This window comes from Streptomyces sp. NPDC035033, assembly GCF_040636735.1.
Lineage (GTDB): Bacteria > Actinomycetota > Actinomycetes > Streptomycetales > Streptomycetaceae > Streptomyces.
On the sequence record NZ_JBEZUZ010000004.1, the window covers coordinates 84,388 to 102,964 of the forward strand.

16 protein-coding genes and 1 pseudogene are annotated in these 18,577 nt (G+C 75.1%); 5 read left to right on the forward strand and 12 right to left on the reverse strand.

What is annotated here, in order from left to right; translation table 11 throughout:
- Positions 1 to 123 precede the first annotated feature (123 nt).
- From AB0E83_RS03755 to AB0E83_RS03765, 3 genes and pseudogenes are all read left to right on the forward strand, one after another.
- Positions 124 to 1,518, forward strand: a complete 1,395-nt coding sequence (locus AB0E83_RS03755; RefSeq protein ID WP_362105317.1) for a Mucin-2 — start codon at positions 124 to 126, stop codon at positions 1,516 to 1,518.
- A 161-nt stretch (positions 1,519 to 1,679) separates the two neighbouring features.
- Positions 1,680 to 2,538, forward strand: a pseudogene (locus AB0E83_RS03760) (MBL fold metallo-hydrolase).
- 187 nt (positions 2,539 to 2,725) lie between these two features.
- Positions 2,726 to 3,928, forward strand: a complete 1,203-nt coding sequence (locus tag AB0E83_RS03765) for a S8 family peptidase (RefSeq protein ID WP_362105437.1) — start codon at positions 2,726 to 2,728, stop codon at positions 3,926 to 3,928.
- A 118-nt stretch (positions 3,929 to 4,046) separates the two neighbouring features.
- On the opposite strand, the gene AB0E83_RS03770 is transcribed toward AB0E83_RS03765, so the two are convergent.
- From AB0E83_RS03770 to AB0E83_RS03780, 3 genes are all read right to left on the reverse strand, one after another.
- Complete coding sequence (locus tag AB0E83_RS03770) at positions 4,047 to 4,277, reverse strand: ferredoxin (RefSeq protein WP_362105320.1); 231 nt, start codon at positions 4,275 to 4,277, stop codon at positions 4,047 to 4,049.
- A 50-nt stretch (positions 4,278 to 4,327) separates the two neighbouring features.
- Positions 4,328 to 5,527 (reverse strand): cytochrome P450, encoded by a 1,200-nt coding sequence (locus AB0E83_RS03775; protein WP_362105323.1) that lies wholly within the window; start codon positions 5,525 to 5,527, stop codon positions 4,328 to 4,330.
- 228 nt (positions 5,528 to 5,755) lie between these two features.
- The gene (locus AB0E83_RS03780) at positions 5,756 to 6,325 is read right to left on the reverse strand and encodes an EF-hand domain-containing protein (protein ID WP_362105326.1); all 570 of its coding nucleotides are present in this window, start codon (positions 6,323 to 6,325) and stop codon (positions 5,756 to 5,758) included.
- A gap of 445 nt (positions 6,326 to 6,770) precedes the next feature.
- Between AB0E83_RS03780 and AB0E83_RS03785 the strand changes: the two genes are divergently transcribed.
- Positions 6,771 to 9,362, forward strand: a complete 2,592-nt coding sequence (locus AB0E83_RS03785; protein ID WP_362105329.1) for a tetratricopeptide repeat protein — start codon at positions 6,771 to 6,773, stop codon at positions 9,360 to 9,362.
- A 27-nt stretch (positions 9,363 to 9,389) separates the two neighbouring features.
- Here AB0E83_RS03785 and AB0E83_RS03790 read toward each other — a convergent pair whose 3' ends face one another.
- The 9 genes from AB0E83_RS03790 to AB0E83_RS03830 form a co-directional block, all read right to left on the reverse strand.
- Positions 9,390 to 9,866: a S26 family signal peptidase gene (locus tag AB0E83_RS03790; RefSeq protein ID WP_362105332.1), complete on the reverse strand. Its 477-nt coding sequence runs from the start codon at positions 9,864 to 9,866 to the stop codon at positions 9,390 to 9,392.
- A 23-nt stretch (positions 9,867 to 9,889) separates the two neighbouring features.
- Positions 9,890 to 11,881, reverse strand: coding sequence for an ABC transporter ATP-binding protein (locus AB0E83_RS03795; RefSeq protein WP_362105335.1), 1,992 nt, complete (start codon positions 11,879 to 11,881; stop codon positions 9,890 to 9,892).
- Positions 11,878 to 12,435 (reverse strand): hypothetical protein, encoded by a 558-nt coding sequence (locus AB0E83_RS03800; protein WP_362105338.1) that lies wholly within the window; start codon positions 12,433 to 12,435, stop codon positions 11,878 to 11,880. Before AB0E83_RS03800 ends, AB0E83_RS03795 begins: the two co-directional genes overlap by 4 nt.
- Before the next feature lie 24 nt (positions 12,436 to 12,459).
- On the reverse strand, positions 12,460 to 13,023 hold the full coding sequence (locus AB0E83_RS03805; protein WP_362105341.1) for a MauE/DoxX family redox-associated membrane protein: 564 nt from the start codon (positions 13,021 to 13,023) through the stop codon (positions 12,460 to 12,462).
- Between the two features lie 60 nt (positions 13,024 to 13,083).
- Positions 13,084 to 13,272 (reverse strand): hypothetical protein, encoded by a 189-nt coding sequence (locus AB0E83_RS03810; protein ID WP_362105344.1) that lies wholly within the window; start codon positions 13,270 to 13,272, stop codon positions 13,084 to 13,086.
- A gap of 325 nt (positions 13,273 to 13,597) precedes the next feature.
- Positions 13,598 to 14,608, reverse strand: a complete 1,011-nt coding sequence (locus AB0E83_RS03815; RefSeq protein ID WP_362105346.1) for an ABC transporter substrate-binding protein — start codon at positions 14,606 to 14,608, stop codon at positions 13,598 to 13,600.
- 14 nt (positions 14,609 to 14,622) lie between these two features.
- Positions 14,623 to 15,396: an ABC transporter ATP-binding protein gene (locus tag AB0E83_RS03820; protein WP_362105349.1), complete on the reverse strand. Its 774-nt coding sequence runs from the start codon at positions 15,394 to 15,396 to the stop codon at positions 14,623 to 14,625.
- A 1-nt stretch (position 15,397) separates the two neighbouring features.
- Positions 15,398 to 16,417: an iron ABC transporter permease gene (locus AB0E83_RS03825; protein ID WP_362105440.1), complete on the reverse strand. Its 1,020-nt coding sequence runs from the start codon at positions 16,415 to 16,417 to the stop codon at positions 15,398 to 15,400.
- A gap of 249 nt (positions 16,418 to 16,666) precedes the next feature.
- Positions 16,667 to 17,512 (reverse strand): methyltransferase domain-containing protein, encoded by an 846-nt coding sequence (locus AB0E83_RS03830; RefSeq protein WP_362105352.1) that lies wholly within the window; start codon positions 17,510 to 17,512, stop codon positions 16,667 to 16,669.
- Between the two features lie 293 nt (positions 17,513 to 17,805).
- On the opposite strand from AB0E83_RS03830, the gene AB0E83_RS03835 reads away from it, so the two are divergent.
- Positions 17,806 to 18,576: a methyltransferase gene (locus AB0E83_RS03835; RefSeq protein ID WP_362105355.1), complete on the forward strand. Its 771-nt coding sequence runs from the start codon at positions 17,806 to 17,808 to the stop codon at positions 18,574 to 18,576.
- The last annotated feature ends 1 nt before the right edge of the window (position 18,577 follow it).

Consider the following 18,577-nt stretch of genomic DNA (forward strand, 5'->3'; position numbering starts at 1 on the left):
TCAAGGGCCGGTGCGACGGTGGGCGGCAGACGGTGGTCGGCAGACGGTGGTCGGCAGAGGTCGCGCAGGGCGTACGAGATCATGGGCGCGGACCGATCGGGAAGACACGGGGGCAGGGGAATCATGGTGGCGTTCCACGCGTCCGCGCTGGACGGAGTGGCCCGGAATCCGGTGCTGCCGACGCCGTTGCTGCTGCGCCTGCTCGCCTTCGAGGGGGACGGTGACCGCCCGCCCCGTGACGTTCTTCAGCGAGCCGGACTCCCCGAGTCGGCCGTCGCGCTGATCCTGGCCCACCCGAACCCGGGGGCCCGGATCGATTTCGCCCTAAGTGCCAGGGCGGAGCCCGCACAGCGGGCCCGGCTCGCGGACGATCCTTCTCCCCGGGTGCGGGCGGCTCTCGCCTACGGACCCGAGGCGTACGATCCGCGCGCGAAGGGCGCGCCGCTCCCGGACGCCGTGTGCGCCCGCCTGCTCGACGACCCCGATCCTTCCGTACGCGCGGCCCTGCTGGAGTCGCCCCATCTGGCGCCGTCGTTCGTGGCGTCGATGGCCACGCATCACCGCGCGGCAGCGCGCCGGGAGGCGGTGCGTGCGTGGGAGGCCCTGTCGGCGGGCGAGCGGTCGGCACTGCTGGCCGACCCCGCTCCCGAGGTGCGGCGGGCCGCCGAGTTGCAGGAGTGCCGGCGGGACGCCCGCGTGACCGCCGCACTCCTCCGCGACCCGAAGTCCGCCGCCGAGGCGCTGCGTCGAGGGCTCCTCGACCGTGCCGGCGCCGAGCGGTGCGTCGCCGAGCGGACGCACCTGGCGGCCCTCGCCGAGAACCCGTCGCTCCCCGCCGACCTCGTGGAGCGGCTCGCCGTGGACCCCGACGAAGCCGTACGGCTCGCCGTCTCCCTTCGGCCCGAGCTGGACGAGACGCGGCGCATGGCCGTCGACTTCACGGCCGGGGAGCTCGACAGGGGCGCCGGCGTGCGGTGGGTGCGGGACGGGCTCGCCGACCCCGAGGTGCTGCGCCGGGCCGCGACCTCCGCCCACCCGCTGCTCCGGCGCGCCGCCGCCCGGAGCCCCCACCTGCCGCCCGACCTGCTGCGCCTGCTCGCACGCGTCGAGGACCCGGTGGTGGAGAACCTCCTGGGCATTCACCACCCCGACGCTCCGGAGGAGGTCCTGATGCGGGTGTTCGCGCGGCTGGGCGGGACGTTCTCCGCCTGGATGGCGGAGACGCACCCCCGGTTCCCCCGCGAGGGTCTCGCCGCCCGCTACGCGGACCACCCCGACGGGAACCACCGCCGGCTGGCCGTACGGGATCCGGCCGCCACGCCGGAGCTGATCGAACGGCTCAGCCACGACCCCGTCGTCCGGACGCGCCAGGCGGCGGCCCGCGACCCGCGCCTCCCGCTCCGCCGGCTCCGCGAGGTCCTCCTCGTCCCCGAACTGGCCTCCAGCGCGGGTGCCAACCCGGCGCTCCCCGAGGACGAGATGGCCGCCGTCCTGGACCGGGCCGGCGTTCCCGCCTGACCGCCGGGCGGAACCGGCTCGTCCGCTCCCTTCCCCGCGGCGGCCTGAACCCGGCGCGCCGGGGCCCTGCCGTGCCGTCAGCGGGGGGGGCCGCCTGCGCGGAAGAGAAGCGGAAGGGAAAAGGAAGCGCGGAGGGGCGGGGGCGTGGAAGGATCGCGGGCATGTCCCCCAGCGTTCCCCGCCTCCGGATCGGCTCGACCGAGATCATCGCCCTCGCCGACGCCGAGGGCCCGTTCTTCTCCCCGCGCGCCGAGGCCTTCCCCGGGGCCACGGCCGCCCAGTGGGCCGAGGCCGACCGCTTCGACCCGGGCTCGGTCGACGCCGAAGGGCGCTGGTGGCTCCAGTTCCGCGCGTACGCGATCCGCGGCGACAAGGGCCTCACCGTCGTGGACGCCGGGATCGGCCCGGCGGACAGCCCGGCCGCCTCATGGGCGCCCGTGCCCGGCACGCTCCCCGCGTCGCTCGCCGCCGCGGGCATCGACCCGGCCGACGTCGACACCGTGGTCCTGACCCATCTGCACACCGACCACGTCGGGTGGGCGGTCGTGACCGAGGCGGCCGAGCCGCCGGCGGGCGGCGCGGCGGACGGCGCCGCTTCGGCCGGAGCCCGCCGCCCCTACTTCCCGAACGCCGAGTACCTGCTCCAGCGGGCCGAGTTCGACGCCCTCGCCACGATCAACCCGCAGCTCCGCGAGACCCTCACCGACCCGCTCGCGGCCGCCGGCCGGCTCCGGCTCCTCGACGGGGACACCCCCCCTGCGCACCGGACGCGCGGTCGCCACCCCCGGCCACACCCCCGGACACCAGAGCGTGCTGGTCGCGGACGGGGACGAACTGGCGCTCGTCACCGGCGACCTCCTGGTGCACGCCCTCCAACTGCTCCACCCCGGACTCGCCTACGCGCACGAACTCGACCCCGAGGCGGCCGGGCGGTCGAGGAAGCGCATGCTCGACCGCGGTGCCGCCACCACGCTGCACCTGGCGACACCGCATCTGACGGAACCGTTCCTCCCGGTGTGACCCCCTCCCCCCTCCCCGGGCCGGAGAAGCGCGGAGGGGTCCGAGTGGGCGAGCGCGTTCGAGTGGTGCTTCAGGTGTTCGGCGGGTCGGTGGGAAATGTCGTAGGGCCTGATCGTTTCTGCATGATGGCCTGCCGCGCATGAACACCCACCGAAACGTCGTCCTGGCCGCCGCCATGACCGCGGCCATGGCCCTCGCGGCCCCGCTCGCCACGGCCGCACAGCCGCAGGCCGCACCGGAGCCCACCCCGGCGACCCCGGCGACCTCGACCACCCCCGCGACCCCCACGGCCCCCGTGGCCCCGGCGCCCCTGCGGACGTCCGCCGACGCCGTGCCCGGCGAGTACATCGTCACCCTCGACAAGGGCGTGGACGCGGCCGAGCTGGCGCGAAAGCTCGGCCTGAAGCCGAAGCACGTCTACACCTCCGTCCTCAACGGCTTCGCCGCGCCCCTCACGGGGCTCCAGCTGGAGGGCGTCCGCAAGAGCCTCGGCGTGAAGGCGGTCGAGGAGGACACCCGGGTGGCGTCCGCGCCCGCGCCGTCGACGGCGCCCAAGGCGCCGTCCTCCTCCTGGGGCCTGGACCGGGTCGACCAGCGGCAGCTGCCGCTGAACGACGACTTCACCGTCAACGGCAACGGCGCCGGGGTGACCGCGTACATCCTCGACACCGGAATCGACTACACGCACCCCGAGTTCGGCGGCCGCGCCTCGGCCGGGTTCGACGCGATGCCGGACGCCGGGGTCCAGCGGGGCCGGGACTGCAACGGCCACGGCACGCACGTCGCGGGTACGGTCGCCGGCGCCACGTACGGCGTCGCGCGCAAGGCGAACCTGGTCAGCGTCCGCGTCCTGGGGTGCGACGGCAAGGGCTCGTACGCCGGGATGATCGCGGGCATGGACTGGGTGGCGAAGAACGCCAGGCAGCCCGCCGTGCTCAACGGCTCCCTCGGCGGCCCGAGGTCCGAGGTCCTCAACAAGGCCGCCGACGCCGTCTCCGACGCGGGCGTCCTGCCGGTCATCGCCGCGGGCAACGAGGCGCAGGACGCCTGCAACGTCTCCCCCGCGTCCGCGGCCCGCGTGATCACGGTCGCCGCGAGCGACCGCTGGGACCGGGAGACCTCCTTCTCCAACTACGGCCCCTGCGTCTCCCTCTACGCCCCCGGCCAGGACATCGTCTCCGCGAGGCTGGGCGGCGGCAGCATCGCCGAGAACGGCACGTCCATGGCCGCGCCGCACGTCACGGGCCTCGCCGCCCTCTACAAGCAGGCCCACCCGAACGAGCTCCCGGAGGACGTCGCCTCCTTCCTCCTCGAAGAGTCCACCAAGGACGTCCTGACCTCCCTCAGCAAGGGCACCCCCAACCGCCTCCTCTTCACCGCCGGCCTCTGACCCCGGCTTCCGCACGGCTCACCGCGGGGAGGGCGTACGCGGTCGGCACTCGGGGGCGTACGCGGAGGTCGTACGTGGGGGCACCCCCCACGTACACCGGGGGGTGCCCCGTACGCCCTCACCGCCCGGGCCGCTCCCCGAGGGTGATGGCCTGTACGGGACAGGCGCGGGCCGCCTCGCGGACCAGCGTTCCGCTCCCGGCGCCCCCGCCTTCCCCGGCGCCCCCGCCGTCCTCGCGGCCGGGCAGGACGGTGCCGAGACCGTCGTCGTCCTGGGCGAAGACGTCGGGGGAGAGCAGGGCGCACTGCCCGGCTCCGATACAGACGTCCGTGTCGATGGAGATGCGCACCGGCCGGGTTCCCTTCTCCGGATGGCTGACTTCGTGCACCACGGGACGGCTCACCAGGTGACGGGGAGTTCGAGCATTCCCTGGATCGTGTCGCCGGGCTTGAACGGGATCTCCTCCGCCGGTGCCGCGAGGCGCAGCCCCGGCAGCCGGCGCAGCAGCGTCCCGAGGGCGATCTCCAGTTCCGTGCGGGCCAGGTTCTGCCCGAGGCACTGGTGGATGCCGAAGCCGAAGGCGACGTGGTGGCGGGCCGGGCGCCGCCAGTCGAGCGCGTCGGGGTCGGCGTAGACCGCTCCGTCGCGGTTGATGAGGGAGGTGGAGAAGACCACTCCGTCGCCCGCGCGGATGACCACGCCGTCGACCTCCACGTCCTCGCGGGCGACGCGCAGCATGCCGTCCGCGATCGACAGGAACCGCAGCAGCTCCTCCACCGCGGTGGGCAGCAGCCCGGGATCCGCCCGCAGTTCGGCGAGCCGCTCGGGGTGCCGCAGCAGGGTGTACGTCCCCAGGGAGATCATGTTCGCGGTGGTCTCGTGCCCGGCGACGAGGAGGATCGTCGCCAGCTCCACCAGCTCCTGCCGGTCGGGGCGGCCCTCCCGCGCCTGCCGCGCCACCAGGTCGTCCAGGACGCCCTCGCCCGGCTTCGCGCGCTTGCCGTCGATCAGCTCGCCGAGGTAGCCCTCCAGCCGGGCGAGCGCCTCCTCGGTGTCCTCGGCCGTCGGGCCGCGCAGCAGCCGCCGGGACTGCTCCTCGAAGAAGTCGTGGTCCTCGTACGGCACGCCCAGCAGGTCGCAGATGACGATCGACGGCACCGGCAGCGCGAAGGCGCTCACCAGCTCGGCCGGCGGCCCCGCGGCCTCCATGGCGTCGAGCAGCCGGTCGACGGTCTCCTGGATCCGCGGCCGCAGCCCGTCCGTGCGCTTCAGGGAGAAGCTCGGGATCAGCATCCTGCGCTGGGCGTTGTGCTCGGGGTCGTCCCATCCGAGCAGCGCGGCCCGCCGCCGGCCGCGCACGGCGGCGGCGCGTTCGGCGGGGATCGGGAAGTCGGGCCGGGTGGAATCGGTCGACAGCCGCTGGTCGGCGAGGAGCGCCCGGGCGGCTCGGTGCCCGGAGACCAGCCACACCTCCCGCCCGTCCCACAGGGTGACCCGGGACAGGGGGCGTTCCTCGCGCAGGGGGTCGTAGGCGGCCGGCGGGTGGTAGGGACAGGACCGGTTCTGGGGGAAGGCGACGGCTTCTTCGCTGACGGTCATCAGAGAACCTCGCAGACGGCGGGTCATCGGCTCCGGCGTTGGCACCGCTCCCCACTACATGCCTCAGGCATCTATCCGGTCTACACGAAGTTCGGCCAATCCACCGAAACGAGTGGATCCGCCCGCCGTGCCCCGCTCCGGCCACCGGGCCGGAGCGGGCCGGGGCGGGCCGGAGCGGGCCGGAGCGGGGCGGAGCGGGGCGGAGCAGGGCGGGGCGGGGGTTCGGGGTCAGGTCCGGGGGAAGGCCGGGCGGCCCGCCCACCAGTTGCCGGTGGCGTCGGGGTCGGGGCTGGTCCAGAACTCGATGACCGCTGTGGTGAACTCGGCGGGCGACAGCGTGCCGTCGCCGTCGGTGTCGAGGTGGGCGAACGCCTCGGCCGCGTTCTCGTCGGTGAGCTCCGGGAAGTGGCCGCGCTGGAAGGCGAGGAACTCGTCGGGGCTGATCCGGCCGTCCCGGTCGATGTCGGCGATCCGCAGGTAGGTCTCGGCGATCCCGCCGAGGGCGGCCCTGGCGGTCTCGGGATCCTGGGCCAGCGCGCGGGTCGAGGCGATGAACTGCTCCTTCGGGATCCCCTCGCCGCCGGCCGGGACGAACGGCAGGTGCACCTCCCGCCAGATCGCCAGGTAGGCGTCGACGATCCGTCCGGCCTCCGGGGAGTCCTCGGCGTGGCCGAGGGAGGACGCCACCCGGCGGCCCATCTCCACGTGGTCGTCCTCGGTCAGCACGCCGTTGCCGTTCGCGTCGAGCTGGTCGAAGCCCCGCGCGATCTTCGCGGTCAGAAAGTCCTGATGGTCCATCGTCACTCCTCGGGTGGCCGCCCGTCGCGGGCGTGGCGGGACAGCGCGCCCCGCCATGCGGGGCAACGAGCGACCGGCCCGCGGGGAACCGGTCCACGGGAGACCGGCTCGAAGGGGACGCCTCCCCTCCGCGCCCCCGACGCGACGGCGGACCGCACCGGACGACCGGCTCCGGGCGCCGTGGCGCACCGGACCGAACCGGACCGGACATCCGCTCCCGGCACCGCACCGGACCGCACCGGGTGACCGCACCGGCCCGCGCCGGCCGCGCCGGGGTCCGCCGGCTCGGCGAGGCGGTCGCGGCCGGTCTCCGAGGGGGCTCTGCCTGCGGAAACTCCGCCGCGGCACCGCCCGGGCCGCCCGTGTCCTGAAGGGCGCGCCCGTCCTTCACCGCGCGTCGGCGAGTGGTTGGAAAGGGCACACGGAATGGGTAGGGTGCCCGCCTGTGACTACACCGTTACCGTTACCGTGGCCCGGCCGTGCCCGGACCGCCGCCGAGTTCGTCACACTGCTGCGGACCGCGAAGAACCGGTCCGGTCTCTCCTACCGCATGCTGGAACGCGAGGCCCGGAAGGCCGGCGACCACCTGCCGGTGAGCACCCTGGCGAACGCGCTCGGCCGGAGGTCGCTGCCGAGACCGGAGGTGGTGGCGGCGCTCGTCCGGGCCTGCGGCGGTGACCCGGCGACGGTACGGGAATGGCTGGCGGCGCACGAGGCGCTGGCCCAACGGGAGGGCACCGTACGGACGGAGGCCGTCGACCGGCCCGCCCGGGAACCGGGGGCTCCTTCCTCCGCGGGCGGCGCCGGGGACGGGGGCGCGGGGGACCGCTGGCCGCTCGCGCCCTGCCTGCTCCCGGCCGACCTGTCGCTGTTCGTGGGGCGCCGGGGGGAGCTGGACGCCGCCTGCCGGATGCTGGACCGGCCGGGGCCCGGGCCGTCGGTCGTCCTGGTCACCGGCCCCGCCGGGGTCGGCAAGACCGCCCTCGCCGTACGCGCCGGCCACCTGCTGGCCTCCGCCTTCCCGGACGGGCAGCTCTACGCCGACCTCCAGGGGTTCGACGCGGAACCGGCCGAGCCGTTCACGGTCCTCGGGGCGTTCCTGCGGGCGCTCGGCGTGCGCGGCGGCGCCGTGCCCTCCGAGATGACCGACCGCGTCCACCTCTACCGCACCCTCCTGGCCCAGCGGCGGGCCCTGATCGTCCTGGACAACGCGGCCGACGCCCGGCAGGTGAGCGACCTCCTCCCGAACGGGGCGCGCTGCGCCGTCGTCGTCACCAGCCGCACCACCCTGGCCGACATGAGCGGCCACCGGCTGCCGCTCGGCGTCTTCGACGCCGCGACCGGGCTGACGCTGCTGCGCGAGATGCTGGGCACGGAGCGGACGGCCGAGGACACGGGCTCGGCGCGTTCCATCGTGGACACCTGCGGGGGGCTTCCCCTCGCGGTGTGGGTCGCCGGGGCGCGCCTCGCCGCACGGCCGCACTGGCCGCTGCGGAAGGTCGCCCGCGCGCTCGCCGACGAACAGCGCAGGCTCGACGAACTGGCCGTCGGCCACATCGCCGTGCGCGCCAGCCTCGGCCTGTCCTACCAGGGGATGGCGCCGGCCACCCAGCGCGCCCTGGGCCTGCTCACCCTGCTGCCGACGGCCGACTTCGGGGGGTGGGCCCTGGCCGCCCTGCTGGGGGTGGACCTGGCGGAGGCGGAGAAGGTGCTCGACGACCTGGTGGAGGTCCACCTCGTCGGGGTCTGCGCGGTCGGCGCCACCGGCATCCGCTACCAACTGCACGACCTCGTACGGGTGCTCGCGCGCGAGCGGGCCGGCGGCGAGCTGCGGCGGCAGGAGCGCGCCGAGGCCCTCACCCGGCTGCTCGGCGCCGCCCTCGACCTGGCCGACCGCGCCGCGGACACGCTCAGCGTCGACTTCCAGGGCGTCTCGCAGAGCGACCTGGTCTCCTGGCGGCTGTCTCCGGCGGACACGGAGCAGCTGCTCGCCGCCCCCCTCGCGTGGTTCACGGAGGAGCGGCGGTTCCTCATCCGGGTGGCGGACCAGGCGCTGGACCGCTCGGAGGTGGCGCCGGCGGCGGGGCTCGCGACCACGCTGACGACGCTCTTCCAGGTCGGCGGGCACTTCGACGACTGGGAACGGTTGCAGGAGCGGTCGCTGAAGGCCGCCACGCGGGCCGGCGACCGGCGCAGCGCCTCGCAGCTCCACCGCTGCCTGGGCGAACTCACCACCGTTCTCGACCGCTACCCGGAGGCGCTGGCCCACTTCGAGCAGGCCCTGCTGCTCGCCGAGGGCCTGGGGCCGTCGTACCGGGCGAGCGCGACCGCCGGACTCGCGTACGTCCACCGGCTCCTCGGGCAGTACGAGGCGGCCACGCGGCGTTTCGAGGAGGCCGCCGAGCTGGCCCGGGAGGCGGGGAACGTCAACTGCCTCGTCTACGCGACCAACGGCATCGGCGTCATCGCGCTCGAACACGGCCGGGTCGCGACGGCCATGGAGCGCTTCACGGAGGGGCTGCGCGCGAGCCGCGACGGCGGCTACCGCCCCGGTGAGGCCCAGGCCCTGCGGTGTCTGGGGCAGAGCCACCGCGCCCTCGGGGAGCACGCCCCCGCCGCCGAGTCCTTCCGGCTGGCCGCCGCGATCAGCACGGAGCTCGGCGACCGGCTCGGCGCCACGCACGCGACCTGCTGGCTCGGGGACGTCCTGGTCCGCCAGGGCTCCCCGCACGAGGGCCGCCGGCTGCTGGCCCGGAGCCTCTGGGCCTACCGCGAGTTCGGAAACCTGTGGGGCGAGGCGGCCACCCTGAACGCCCTGGCGGAGGCGCAGTTGGCCGCCGGCCGGCCGGAGCACGCCCGCCGGCGCGCCGAGGCCGCCGTCCGGCTGTGGCAGGACATCGGCGCCCGCACCTGGCTGGCCACCGGTCTGGAGACGCTGGCCGAGGCCCACGCCCTGGCCGGCGACCACGCGGCGGCGGCCCGGACCCGCGACGCGGCCACGGCGGCCCGGGCACTCCGCGCCGGCTCGGAGCCGTGACCCTTCCGCGCGGGGCGGTCGGCGGCGTCACGGTGCGCGGTGGCCCCCGGCCCCGGGGGCGGGGCGGATCCGGCCGACGACCACCGCGGCGAGCCGGTCGAACGGCACGGGCCCGGTGTGGCGGGAGTCGTAACTGGCCCCGCGGTTGTCGCCGAGGACGTACACGTGCCGGGCCGGCACGACGTCCGTCGAGGAAGGCGGTCCGGGCATCCGGTCGCCGGGAAGGGCGGCGACGCGTTTGATCATGGCGGTGGGCAGGGGGTCCCCGGGCGTGACGTCCTGACCGCCGGCGCCCTCCACCGGCCGCATCCGGATCGCGACGACCGCCCCTCTGCGCACGAGGCGCGCCGGTACCTTGAGCGCCAGCAGCCGGTCCCCGTCGCGGTAGGCGGGGAGCATGCTGGAGCCGGTGACGTCGAGCAGGGCGCAGCGCCGTCGGAGCAGGAGCGCCGCCGCGCCCCCCAGGGCCGCCAGCCCGGCGGCGCCTCCCACCGCCACGTCCACGGAGCGCCTCCGCGCGGGCCGCCTCACGGGCGCGGGCCGGGCAGGGAGAGGGGGTGGGCCGCGTACGCCTCCTCGCCGGCGGAGCCGTCCGCGGGAGCGTCCGCCGACACGCCTGCCGGCACGTCAGCCGGTTCTCCCACCGACACGTCCGCCGATACGGTCGACGCGTCCGCCGGTTCGTCCGTCGGCTCGCGGTAGCCGCGGGACTGCAGCGTGAAGAGGCGGTGGTAGGTCCCTCCGGCGGCCATCAGGGCGGCGTGGTCGCCCAGTTCGGCGATCCGCCCGTCCTGGAGGACCGCGATGGTGTCGGCGTCCTTGACCGCGCCGAGCCGGTGCGAGATCAGGACGCCGGTGCGGCCGGAGCGGCGGGCCCGCAGCCGGGTGTGGATCTCGTGCTCGGCGGCCGGGTCCAGGCCGGAGCTCGGTTCGTCCAGGATCAGCAGGTCCGCGTCGGCGCGCAGGAACGAGCGGGCGAGGCCCATCCGCTGCCACTGCCCTCCGGACAGCTGCACGCCGGAGGCGTGGTCGTCCTCGCTCCAGAAGGTGCGGCTGAGGAGGGTGGCGTACCCGTGGGGCAGCCGCGCGACGTCCTCGTGCACGCCCGCCAGCCGGGCCGCCTCCTCGCACCGGCCGGGCGCGCCGAGGGCGGTCAGGTCGCCGACGGCGATGTTCTCCCGGGCCGTGAGCTCGTAGCGCATCGGGTCCTGGAAGGTGGCGGCGACGCGTCGCCGCAGCTCCGCCGGGTCCATGTCGCGCAGGTCGACGCCGTCCCAGAGGATGCGCCCGCGGGTGGGGTCGTAGAACCGGCACATCAGCTTGACCAGGGTCGACTTCCCCGAGCCGTTGACCCCCACGAGTGCCAGTGCCTTCCCGGCCTCGACGCGCAGGTCGACGCCGCGCAGCACCCAGGGCGCGTCCTCGTCGTAGCGGAACCACACGTCCCGCAGTTCGACGGCGTCCCGCAGGGGCGGGACCGCGACGGCCCGCCGGGGGGCGGGGAGGTCGGGGCCGAGCCCCACCACGGCGACGTAGTGGTCGAACATCATCAGGGAGTGGTGCACCTGCCCGGTCTCGGCGGCCAGTCCCGCGATGCCGCTCTGCACGGCGGGGACGGCGGCCAGCACCAGGGAGACGCCGCCGACCGTCATGGTGCCCCGCGCGGCGGCCCCGACCGCCCACAGCAGGGCGGCTCCGGCCAGGACGGAGGCGGCCACCTGGAGGGAGGTCTGCACGCGCAGTTCCCTGCGGTCCATCCGCTCCCGCAGTCCGTCCGCCGTGCGCCGCTCGGCCAGCAGGCGTTCCCGGAAGAACCGGCCGGCGGCGTAGAGCCGGATCTCCTTGGCGGCCTCCACGCTCGACAGGAGCGTCGCGTAGAAGAGTTCCCGGCGCTCGGTCGGGCTGATCTCCCAGAAGGTGGCGGCACGCCGGCGGCTGAGCGTGATCTCCGCCCGGAGCACGGGGACGCCGGAGAGCGCCACGACGACGGCGAGCAGGGGGTGCAGGACCGCGAGGGAGCCGACGAACCCGACGAGGAGGACGCAGCCGCGGACGACGCCCGCCACCGCCTGCACCACCTGGAAGGGGGCGAGCCCGCCGGCGTGCTGCGCCATCCTGAGCCGGTCCAGGAACTCCGGGTCCTCGAAGCGGCCCAGCCCCACGAAGCCGTCGACGGTGGTGTGCAGCCTCTCCTGGACGAGGAGGCTGGTCGCCCGGGTCATCCTGGCCTGGAGGTAGCCGGTGAGCTGGGGGGCGCCGGCCGTCACCGTGCCGGCGGCGGCCAGCGCGACGGCGGGGCCGAGGGCCACGTCCGCGCCGCCGCCCGCCGCGAGCCCGTCCAGGATGTCCTTGACCAGCCAGGTGACCACCACGGGCGCCGCGGCGGACACCACGGTCACCGCCAGGAATCCGGCCATCGCGACGGGGGTGGCCCGCAGGCCGAGGCCGAGGGCCGCCGCCACGGCGCGGTGGAGCGGCACCGCGCGGGGCGGTGCGGTGGCGCCCGGGGCTGGGCTCACGGCCGCCCCGCCGGAACGGCGGCGAGGACCCGGTCCCCGACCGCGGCCACGGCGGGCGGCTGCCCGTCCGCCGCCGAGACGGCGAACTGGGAGGGGAAGGCGGTGACGTCGAACGCGCTCACGCAGGGCCCCTCCGGCGTCTCCCGTACGACCCGCGCCACGGAGGAGAGCCGCTCGGCCATCGCCCGGGCCTCGTCCTCGTACGGCTGTTCGTCGCTCCCGGTCACCACGACGGCGATCACCTGGCGCCGCCCCTGGAGCGCGCCGGCCCGCTCGACGAAGCGGGGCAGCTTGTCCCGGCACGGCTCGCAGCCCGTGGTGAAGAACGCCACCACGGCGCCGTCGGTGAGGTCGCGTTCCGTCAGCGGCACGCCCTCGACGCACCGGGTGCTGAAGGGTGCCACGGTCGCGCCCACGGGGAGGCCGCCCTCCTCGGTGAGGGCGGGGGCGGCGGAGGACCGGTCCCGGAGCCGGCGGAGGACCGCGAGCGTCAGCAGGAGGTCCAGCGCGCAGAGCGCGCCGACGACCACCAGCGCTATGGCCAGGTAGACCATGGTTGGCCTCTTCTCGGTAGGGGATCAGACGCGCGTGCGGGTCGGGGCGGCGGGTGCGGGACGCAGCAGCGTCACCAGTTCGTCCCCGACCACCAGGACGAGGGCGGCCGTCGCCCCGCACAGCCAGGCGGCGAACCGGGCCTGCCAGGAGGGGTGCCCGCCCTCCCACACGCCGGGGGCGGCCGCCGCCGCGAGCGCGAGGAGCACGGCGTTGCGGACGAGTTGGGGCGGGCCGACGGGGCCGGCCGAGGTGCCGAAGCAGCGGCAGGCCACCCGTTTCCCGGCGCGCAGGGCGCGGGCGACGGCGTAGGTGAACGAGGCCAGCAGGCCGGTCGCCGTCAGCAGGCCGGTCAGCGCGGGGAGCCGGCCTCCGTACGTCGCGGGCCAGGCCAGGAGCAGGGCGCCGGCCGCCTCCGCGAGGACGACGCCCGCCGCGAGGACGGGGGCCCGGGCGGCGGACACCCGGCCCAGCGTCTCCACGGAGGACGCGAAGGAGCGGAACGACTCCGCGTTCCCGGTCTTTCCGAGGACGGCCGCCGCGAAGACCAGGACGAGCGCGGCCCGGCTCGCGGCCGAAACGAATTCCACTGGGTCTCCCGGGGAGAGAGCGGGGGCCCGGCCCCGAAGGGGGGCCGGGCCGGGGTCGGTTCAGCAGCCGCAGCTCATGAACTCGCGCCTGTTGAGGTCACAGGACCAGACGCGCTGCGTGTAGTTGCCGAAGCTGCCGCACCGGCTGTTGATGCACCGGTAGATCCAGTAGCCGGTGCACGCGCTCGCCGTCTCCTGCGGCACCAGGCGCTCCAGCATGCGGTCGGCCAGTCCACGCACGGTCTTCATGGGGTGTCCCTTCCGTCGGTTCTTCCGGTCGGTCGGTCAGGTGCCCCCGCCCGCTCGGCCGGGGCGGTACAGAGTCTTCGCCGGGCCCCGGCCGGCGACAACGGCCGGAAGGTGTTCGGGACTGTTCGGGACGGTGTGCGAGAAGGGCGCGCCGGACGTGACGGAACGTCAGGTCACGTGTCACGGGCGGCGGGAGCCGTCGTCCGGGCGCGTCGGCGGCGGCCCGTGCACGCGGTGGGACGGGTGGGCGTCGGTTCGCGGCGCCGCCGCCCGGGGGGCCGGGGCCGTGCCGGTCGGGCGCGGCCCCGGTGCGCCGGGGGCCGGGTCAGCGCTTGAGCCGGCTCAGGTACGCCGCGAACTTCTCCAGGCCGTCGATGTTGCGCGGGCCGCTGATGCCCTCGTTGTAGTCGAGGACGAAGAAGTTGTTCTTCTTGACGGCGGGCAGCCCCTTCGTGTGGGGGGACGTCCTCAGGAAGTCGATCTTCTTCTGGGCGGGCAGGTCGCCGTAGTCGAGGATCATGATGACCTCGGGCTCGGCCTCGGCGACGGCTTCCCAGTTCACCTGCGTCCACCGCTGGTCGAGGCCGTCGAAGACGTTCCTGCCGCCGGCGGTCCCGATGATGTCGTGGGGCGGGACCTGGTTGCCCGCGGTGAAGGGCTGGTCGGTGCCCGAGTCGTAGAGGAAGACCGGGACCGGGTCGCCCTGGGGCGCCTTCGCCCTGACGGCCTCCACCCGCTTCTTCAGCCCGCCGACGACCTCGTCCGCCTTCTTCTCGACCCGGAAGATCTTGCCCAGCCGTTCGAGGTCGGTGTAGAGCGCTTCGAACGGCGTGTGCTTCTCGGGGTACTCGGGGTAGTTGAAGCAGCTCTCGCTGTGCATGAAGCTCTGGATGCCGAGCTTGTCCAGGATCTCCGGGGTGATGCCCCGCTCGTCCTTGAACCCCGACTTCCAGCCGGCCAGGACGAAGTCGGACTTGGCCTCGACCACGACCTCCTTGTTGAGGAGGTCGTCGCTGAGCATCTTCACCTTGGCGTAGTCGCCCGCCCAGGGGGACTCCGTCACCGGCGGGTTCGCCGGCGGCATCACGTAGCCGTACACGTGGTCGACCAGCCCGAGGCTGAACAGCTTGTCGGCGCTTCCGCCCTCGTACGCCACGGCACGCCGGGGGACGGTGTAGGCGACCGGTTCGCCGCACCTCTTGACGGTGACCTTCTCGGTCGCCTTGGCGTCCGTCTCCACTTCGGCGCCGCAGGCGGTGAGCAGCAGCGTGGCCGCGAGCGCGGAGCCGAGGGCGGTGCGCTGCCGCACCGGGCGGGGGGATCGGGTCATGGACATGCGTGTGGTGCCTTTCACAGGGAGGGGTCGAGCGAGTACAGGAGCTGGGGATCACCCGTCAGCGGGTGGGGGACGACGCTGGCCCGGACGCCGAAGACGTCGTGGACGAGCTCGGGGGTGAGCACGTCCTCGGGCGTGCCGGCGGCGACGAGGCGGCCGTCGCGGAGGACGCCGATGCGGTCGCAGGCGGCCGCGGCGAGGTTGAGGTCGTGCAGCACGACCAGGACGGTCAGTCCCGAGCCGCGCAGGAGCGAGAGCAGTTCGACCTGGTGGCGTACGTCGAGGTGGTTGGTCGGCTCGTCGAGGACCAGGACCGTCGGCTCCTGGACGAGCGCCCGGGCCAGCAGGACGCGCTGGCGCTCCCCGCCCGAGAGCGTGAGGACGCCGCGCCGGGCGAGGTGGCGGATGTCGAGCCGGTCCATCGCCCGTTCGCACAGCTCCCGTTCCCGGGGGCTGAGCGCCTGGTTGCCCCGGAGGTGCGGGGTGCGTCCGAGCGCGACGACCTCCTCGACCGTGAAGTCGAGGTCGACGGCGCCGTCCTGGGTCATGGCCGCGATGACCTGTGCGGAGCGGCGCACGGTCAGGCGGGAGAGGTCCTCCTCGCCCACCCGGACGGTGCCGGCGCTGGGGCGCAGCGCGCGGTACACGCACCGGAGGGCGGTGGACTTGCCGCTTCCGTTCGGGCCGACCAGGCCCACGACCTGGCCGGATTCCACGCGCAGGGACAGGTCGCGCACCAGGCTCCTGCCGTCGGTGACCACCGAGAGTCCGTCGAGTGCGAGTTCCATCTCAACGGCCTCCGAACATGTAGCCCTTGCGGCGCATCAGCGTGACGAACACCGGCACTCCGACGAGGGCGGTGATGACGCCCAGGGGCAGCTCGCGCGGTGCCACCAGCGTCCGGGACACCAGGTCGACCCAGACCATGAAGATCGCTCCGGCCAGGGGCGCGACGGCCAGCACGCGCGCGTGCGTGGCGCCGACGACCATGCGCACCACGTGCGGCATGACCAGGCCGACGAACGCGATGGCGCCGCTGACGGCGACCATCACTCCGGTCACGAGCGAGACCAGGACGAGCAGGGCCTTGCGGTGCCGGTCGGGGCCGACGCCCAGGCTCGCGGCCGTCTCGTCCCCGAGGGCCAGCACGTCCAGCGCCCGGCCGTACCGGTACAGCACGACGAGGCCGAGCAGGACGACCACGGTCACGACCGGGAGCGCGCCCCAGTTCGCGGCGCCGAAGCTGCCCATGGTCCAGTACAGGACCATGCTGGTCGCCTCGCTGTCCGGCGCGAAGTAGATCATCAGGCTCATCACCGCCTGGAGCCCGAGCGACAGGGCGACGCCCGTGAGGACGAGGCGCAGCGGCGAGAGCGAACCCCGGCCGGCGGAGGCCGCGTAGACGAGGAGCGACGCGATCAGGGCCCCGATGAAGGCGCCGGCCGACACGGCGTGGATGCCCAGGGCCGCCAGTCCTCCGGTGACCGTGACGGCGACGGCCCCGGCGGAGGCGCCCGAGGAGACGCCCAGGACGAAGGGGTCGGCGAGCGCGTTGCGCACCAGGGCCTGGATGGCGACGCCGATCGCGCTCAGCCCGGCGCCCACGAGCGCCGCGAGCAGCACCCGGGGGGTCCGGATCTCCCAGATGATCTGATAGGTGGTCACCTCGTCCGGGGCGATGCGGCCGCCGCTGACGGCCGCCCACAGGTACCGGGCGGTCTCCCCCGGGGTGACCACGGCGGCGCCCAGGCCGATGGCCACCACGATCGAGACGAGGAGGACGGCGAGCAGGACGGAGCAGGCGAGCACCAGGCCCCTGCGGGAAGCGAGCCGGCTCCTCACCCCCCGCGCGGGTTCGGGGGGCGACTCGCCGGCCGGAGCGTCGGCGGCGCTGCTCGCCGACGGCGCGGTGATCGCTGGCGGTGACATAGGGATCGGCCTTCCAGATCGAACGGAACGTGCTGCGGGGGCGGGTGGTGTCCGCCCGTGGGGGACCCGCTCGGGACGGGTCACGGAACGCGGGCCCCCGGGGGTCGACCGGGCCGCGGGCGGCGGTCGTCAGGGGCGGGCGCCCCGGGGGCGGCGCGGCGGGGCGACGCGGGGGACGGCCCCCGTGCCCACGAGCACGGAGGCGTCGATCACGTCGCGGCCCCCGGCGCGCAGACGGTCCGAGAACCGCCGGCGGACGCGCTTCGCCGCGGCGGCGGGCAGGCCGTCGAGCAGGCCCCCGGAGACGAGGTCCGCGAGGGGCCACAGGAGGTCGGGGTCGCGGGGCACGACGAGCGGGACGTGCCGCACGTCGACGAAGGACAGCGGGCGGGCGGCGAGCCAGTGCCGTAACGCCCGGGGCGTGCCGAGGGGGTGGAGCCGATCGCCCGGCCGGAGGACGTCGGCGGCGCCCGGCCGTTCCGGCGCGAGGGCCCGCCGCGCCGCCTCGGCCAGCGGGACGAGCGCGTCCCGGGTCCAGACGGTCACGGCCATCCGCCCGCCGGGCCGGAGCAGCCCCGGCAGCCGCTCCGTTCCGGCCGGGACGCCGGAGCACGGGGGGACGCCGAACCCGCACAGGACGGTGTCGTAGCCACCGGGGGGCGCCGGCCGGTCGAGGACGTCGGCGGGCGGGAAGCGCACGGAGGAGAGGCCCCGGAGGGCGGCCCGCGCGCGGCCCCGCTCACGCGAGGACTCCGCCGTGTCCACCGCGTCGACGCCGCCGAGCGGGCCGACCCGCTCCGCGGCGGGGATCGCGAACGCGCCCGCGTCACGCCCCACGTGGAGGACGCGCGCACCGGGGCGCAGCCGCGCGGCGTCGGCGGCGGCCTCGCCGATCGGCGCCCACAAGGCGCTGAACAGCCGGTCGGGATCCTCCTCGTCTCCCGCCGGTCCGGCGGCCACGTCGTGCGGTTCCATTCGGGCTCCCCCCGGGTGACAGCGGAATGACAGCGGGAGCGTATATGAAAACGATAATCACTACTACCCCCCACCCACACTGCCGCCTCCATGGCCACGAGGGCCGGGACGCCGGGCGGAACGGGGCGCCGGGAGCGGGGCGGTGCGGAAGCGCGCGCCTCTGAGGGGCCATCAACTGATGTTGACAATCATTTTCATCATGCTTCATGCTGCTCGGGCCCCGCACCCCCGCCGCGACCGCCACCCGTTCCCCGGCCCCCGGCTTCCCCTTCCACCCCACCCACGGAGGACCCATGACCGACCGGACCGCCGGCGGCACCGCCGCGTCCCAGGACGACGTGCGCGCGCTGCTGGACTCCCTGCCCGACACCCTGCCCCGGGACGAGATCCTGGCCATCAACAGCGGCTCGAAGTCCGACATCCACACCGAGCGGACGTACGCGTACAACGGCTGGACCTTCACCCTGCCGCCGGGGGTCTTCAAGCCGGGCGACACCAGCCGCATCGTCCACGACCGCCTCCTGGACGGCACGATCCCGGTCAAGGGCCGCTCCTACGCGGCGATGGGCGTCGGCCTCGGCGTCGAGGCCGTGATCGCCGGCGGCCTCGGGGCGCGCGAGATCTACGCGGTCGACGTCCACCCGGACAGCGTGGCCACCGCCGCCGCCCACTACGAGCGCCTCGTCGGGGACCGGACCGGCACCGTCTTCCGGCCGCTGGTCTCCAACCTCTTCGAGGAGTTCCCGGACTCCGCGCGGCTCGACGTCATCACCTTCAACCCGCCCGCCGTCAGCGCGCGGACGAGCGACGACCCGACCGTGGTCCGGAACGTGTGCGTGGGCGCCGAGATCGTCCTCCGCTTCTTCGACCAGATCGTCACCCGGGACCTGCTCGCCCCGGACGGCGAGATCCACCTGATCGTCTCCAACACCGCCGAGCTGAAGCGCATCGTCGGCCACGGCGTCGACGCGGGGTTCCGCCCCGTCGTGCTGCACCGCCAGACCTGGGAGGGCGACAACTGCCAGGCGTACCTGTTCAAGCTCGTACGGCACGACGCCGCCTGAC

What these genes read in the sequence shown, in the direction of transcription:
- AB0E83_RS03755 (WP_362105317.1), top strand. Translation starts at nt 124, where the DNA reads ATGGTGGCGTTCCACGCGTCCGCGCTGGACGGAGTGGCCCGGAATCCG.
- AB0E83_RS03765 (WP_362105437.1), top strand. Translation starts at nt 2,726, where the DNA reads ATGGCCCTCGCGGCCCCGCTCGCCACGGCCGCACAGCCGCAGGCCGCA.
- AB0E83_RS03775 (WP_362105323.1), bottom strand. Translation starts at nt 5,527, where the DNA reads ATGACCGTCAGCGAAGAAGCCGTCGCCTTCCCCCAGAACCGGTCCTGT.
- AB0E83_RS03780 (WP_362105326.1), bottom strand. Translation starts at nt 6,325, where the DNA reads ATGGACCATCAGGACTTTCTGACCGCGAAGATCGCGCGGGGCTTCGAC.
- AB0E83_RS03800 (WP_362105338.1), bottom strand. Translation starts at nt 12,435, where the DNA reads ATGGTCTACCTGGCCATAGCGCTGGTGGTCGTCGGCGCGCTCTGCGCG.
- AB0E83_RS03810 (WP_362105344.1), bottom strand. Translation starts at nt 13,272, where the DNA reads ATGAAGACCGTGCGTGGACTGGCCGACCGCATGCTGGAGCGCCTGGTG.
- AB0E83_RS03815 (WP_362105346.1), bottom strand. Translation starts at nt 14,608, where the DNA reads ATGTCCATGACCCGATCCCCCCGCCCGGTGCGGCAGCGCACCGCCCTC.
- AB0E83_RS03820 (WP_362105349.1), bottom strand. Translation starts at nt 15,396, where the DNA reads ATGGAACTCGCACTCGACGGACTCTCGGTGGTCACCGACGGCAGGAGC.
- AB0E83_RS03830 (WP_362105352.1), bottom strand. Translation starts at nt 17,512, where the DNA reads ATGGAACCGCACGACGTGGCCGCCGGACCGGCGGGAGACGAGGAGGAT.
- AB0E83_RS03835 (WP_362105355.1), top strand. Translation starts at nt 17,806, where the DNA reads ATGACCGACCGGACCGCCGGCGGCACCGCCGCGTCCCAGGACGACGTG.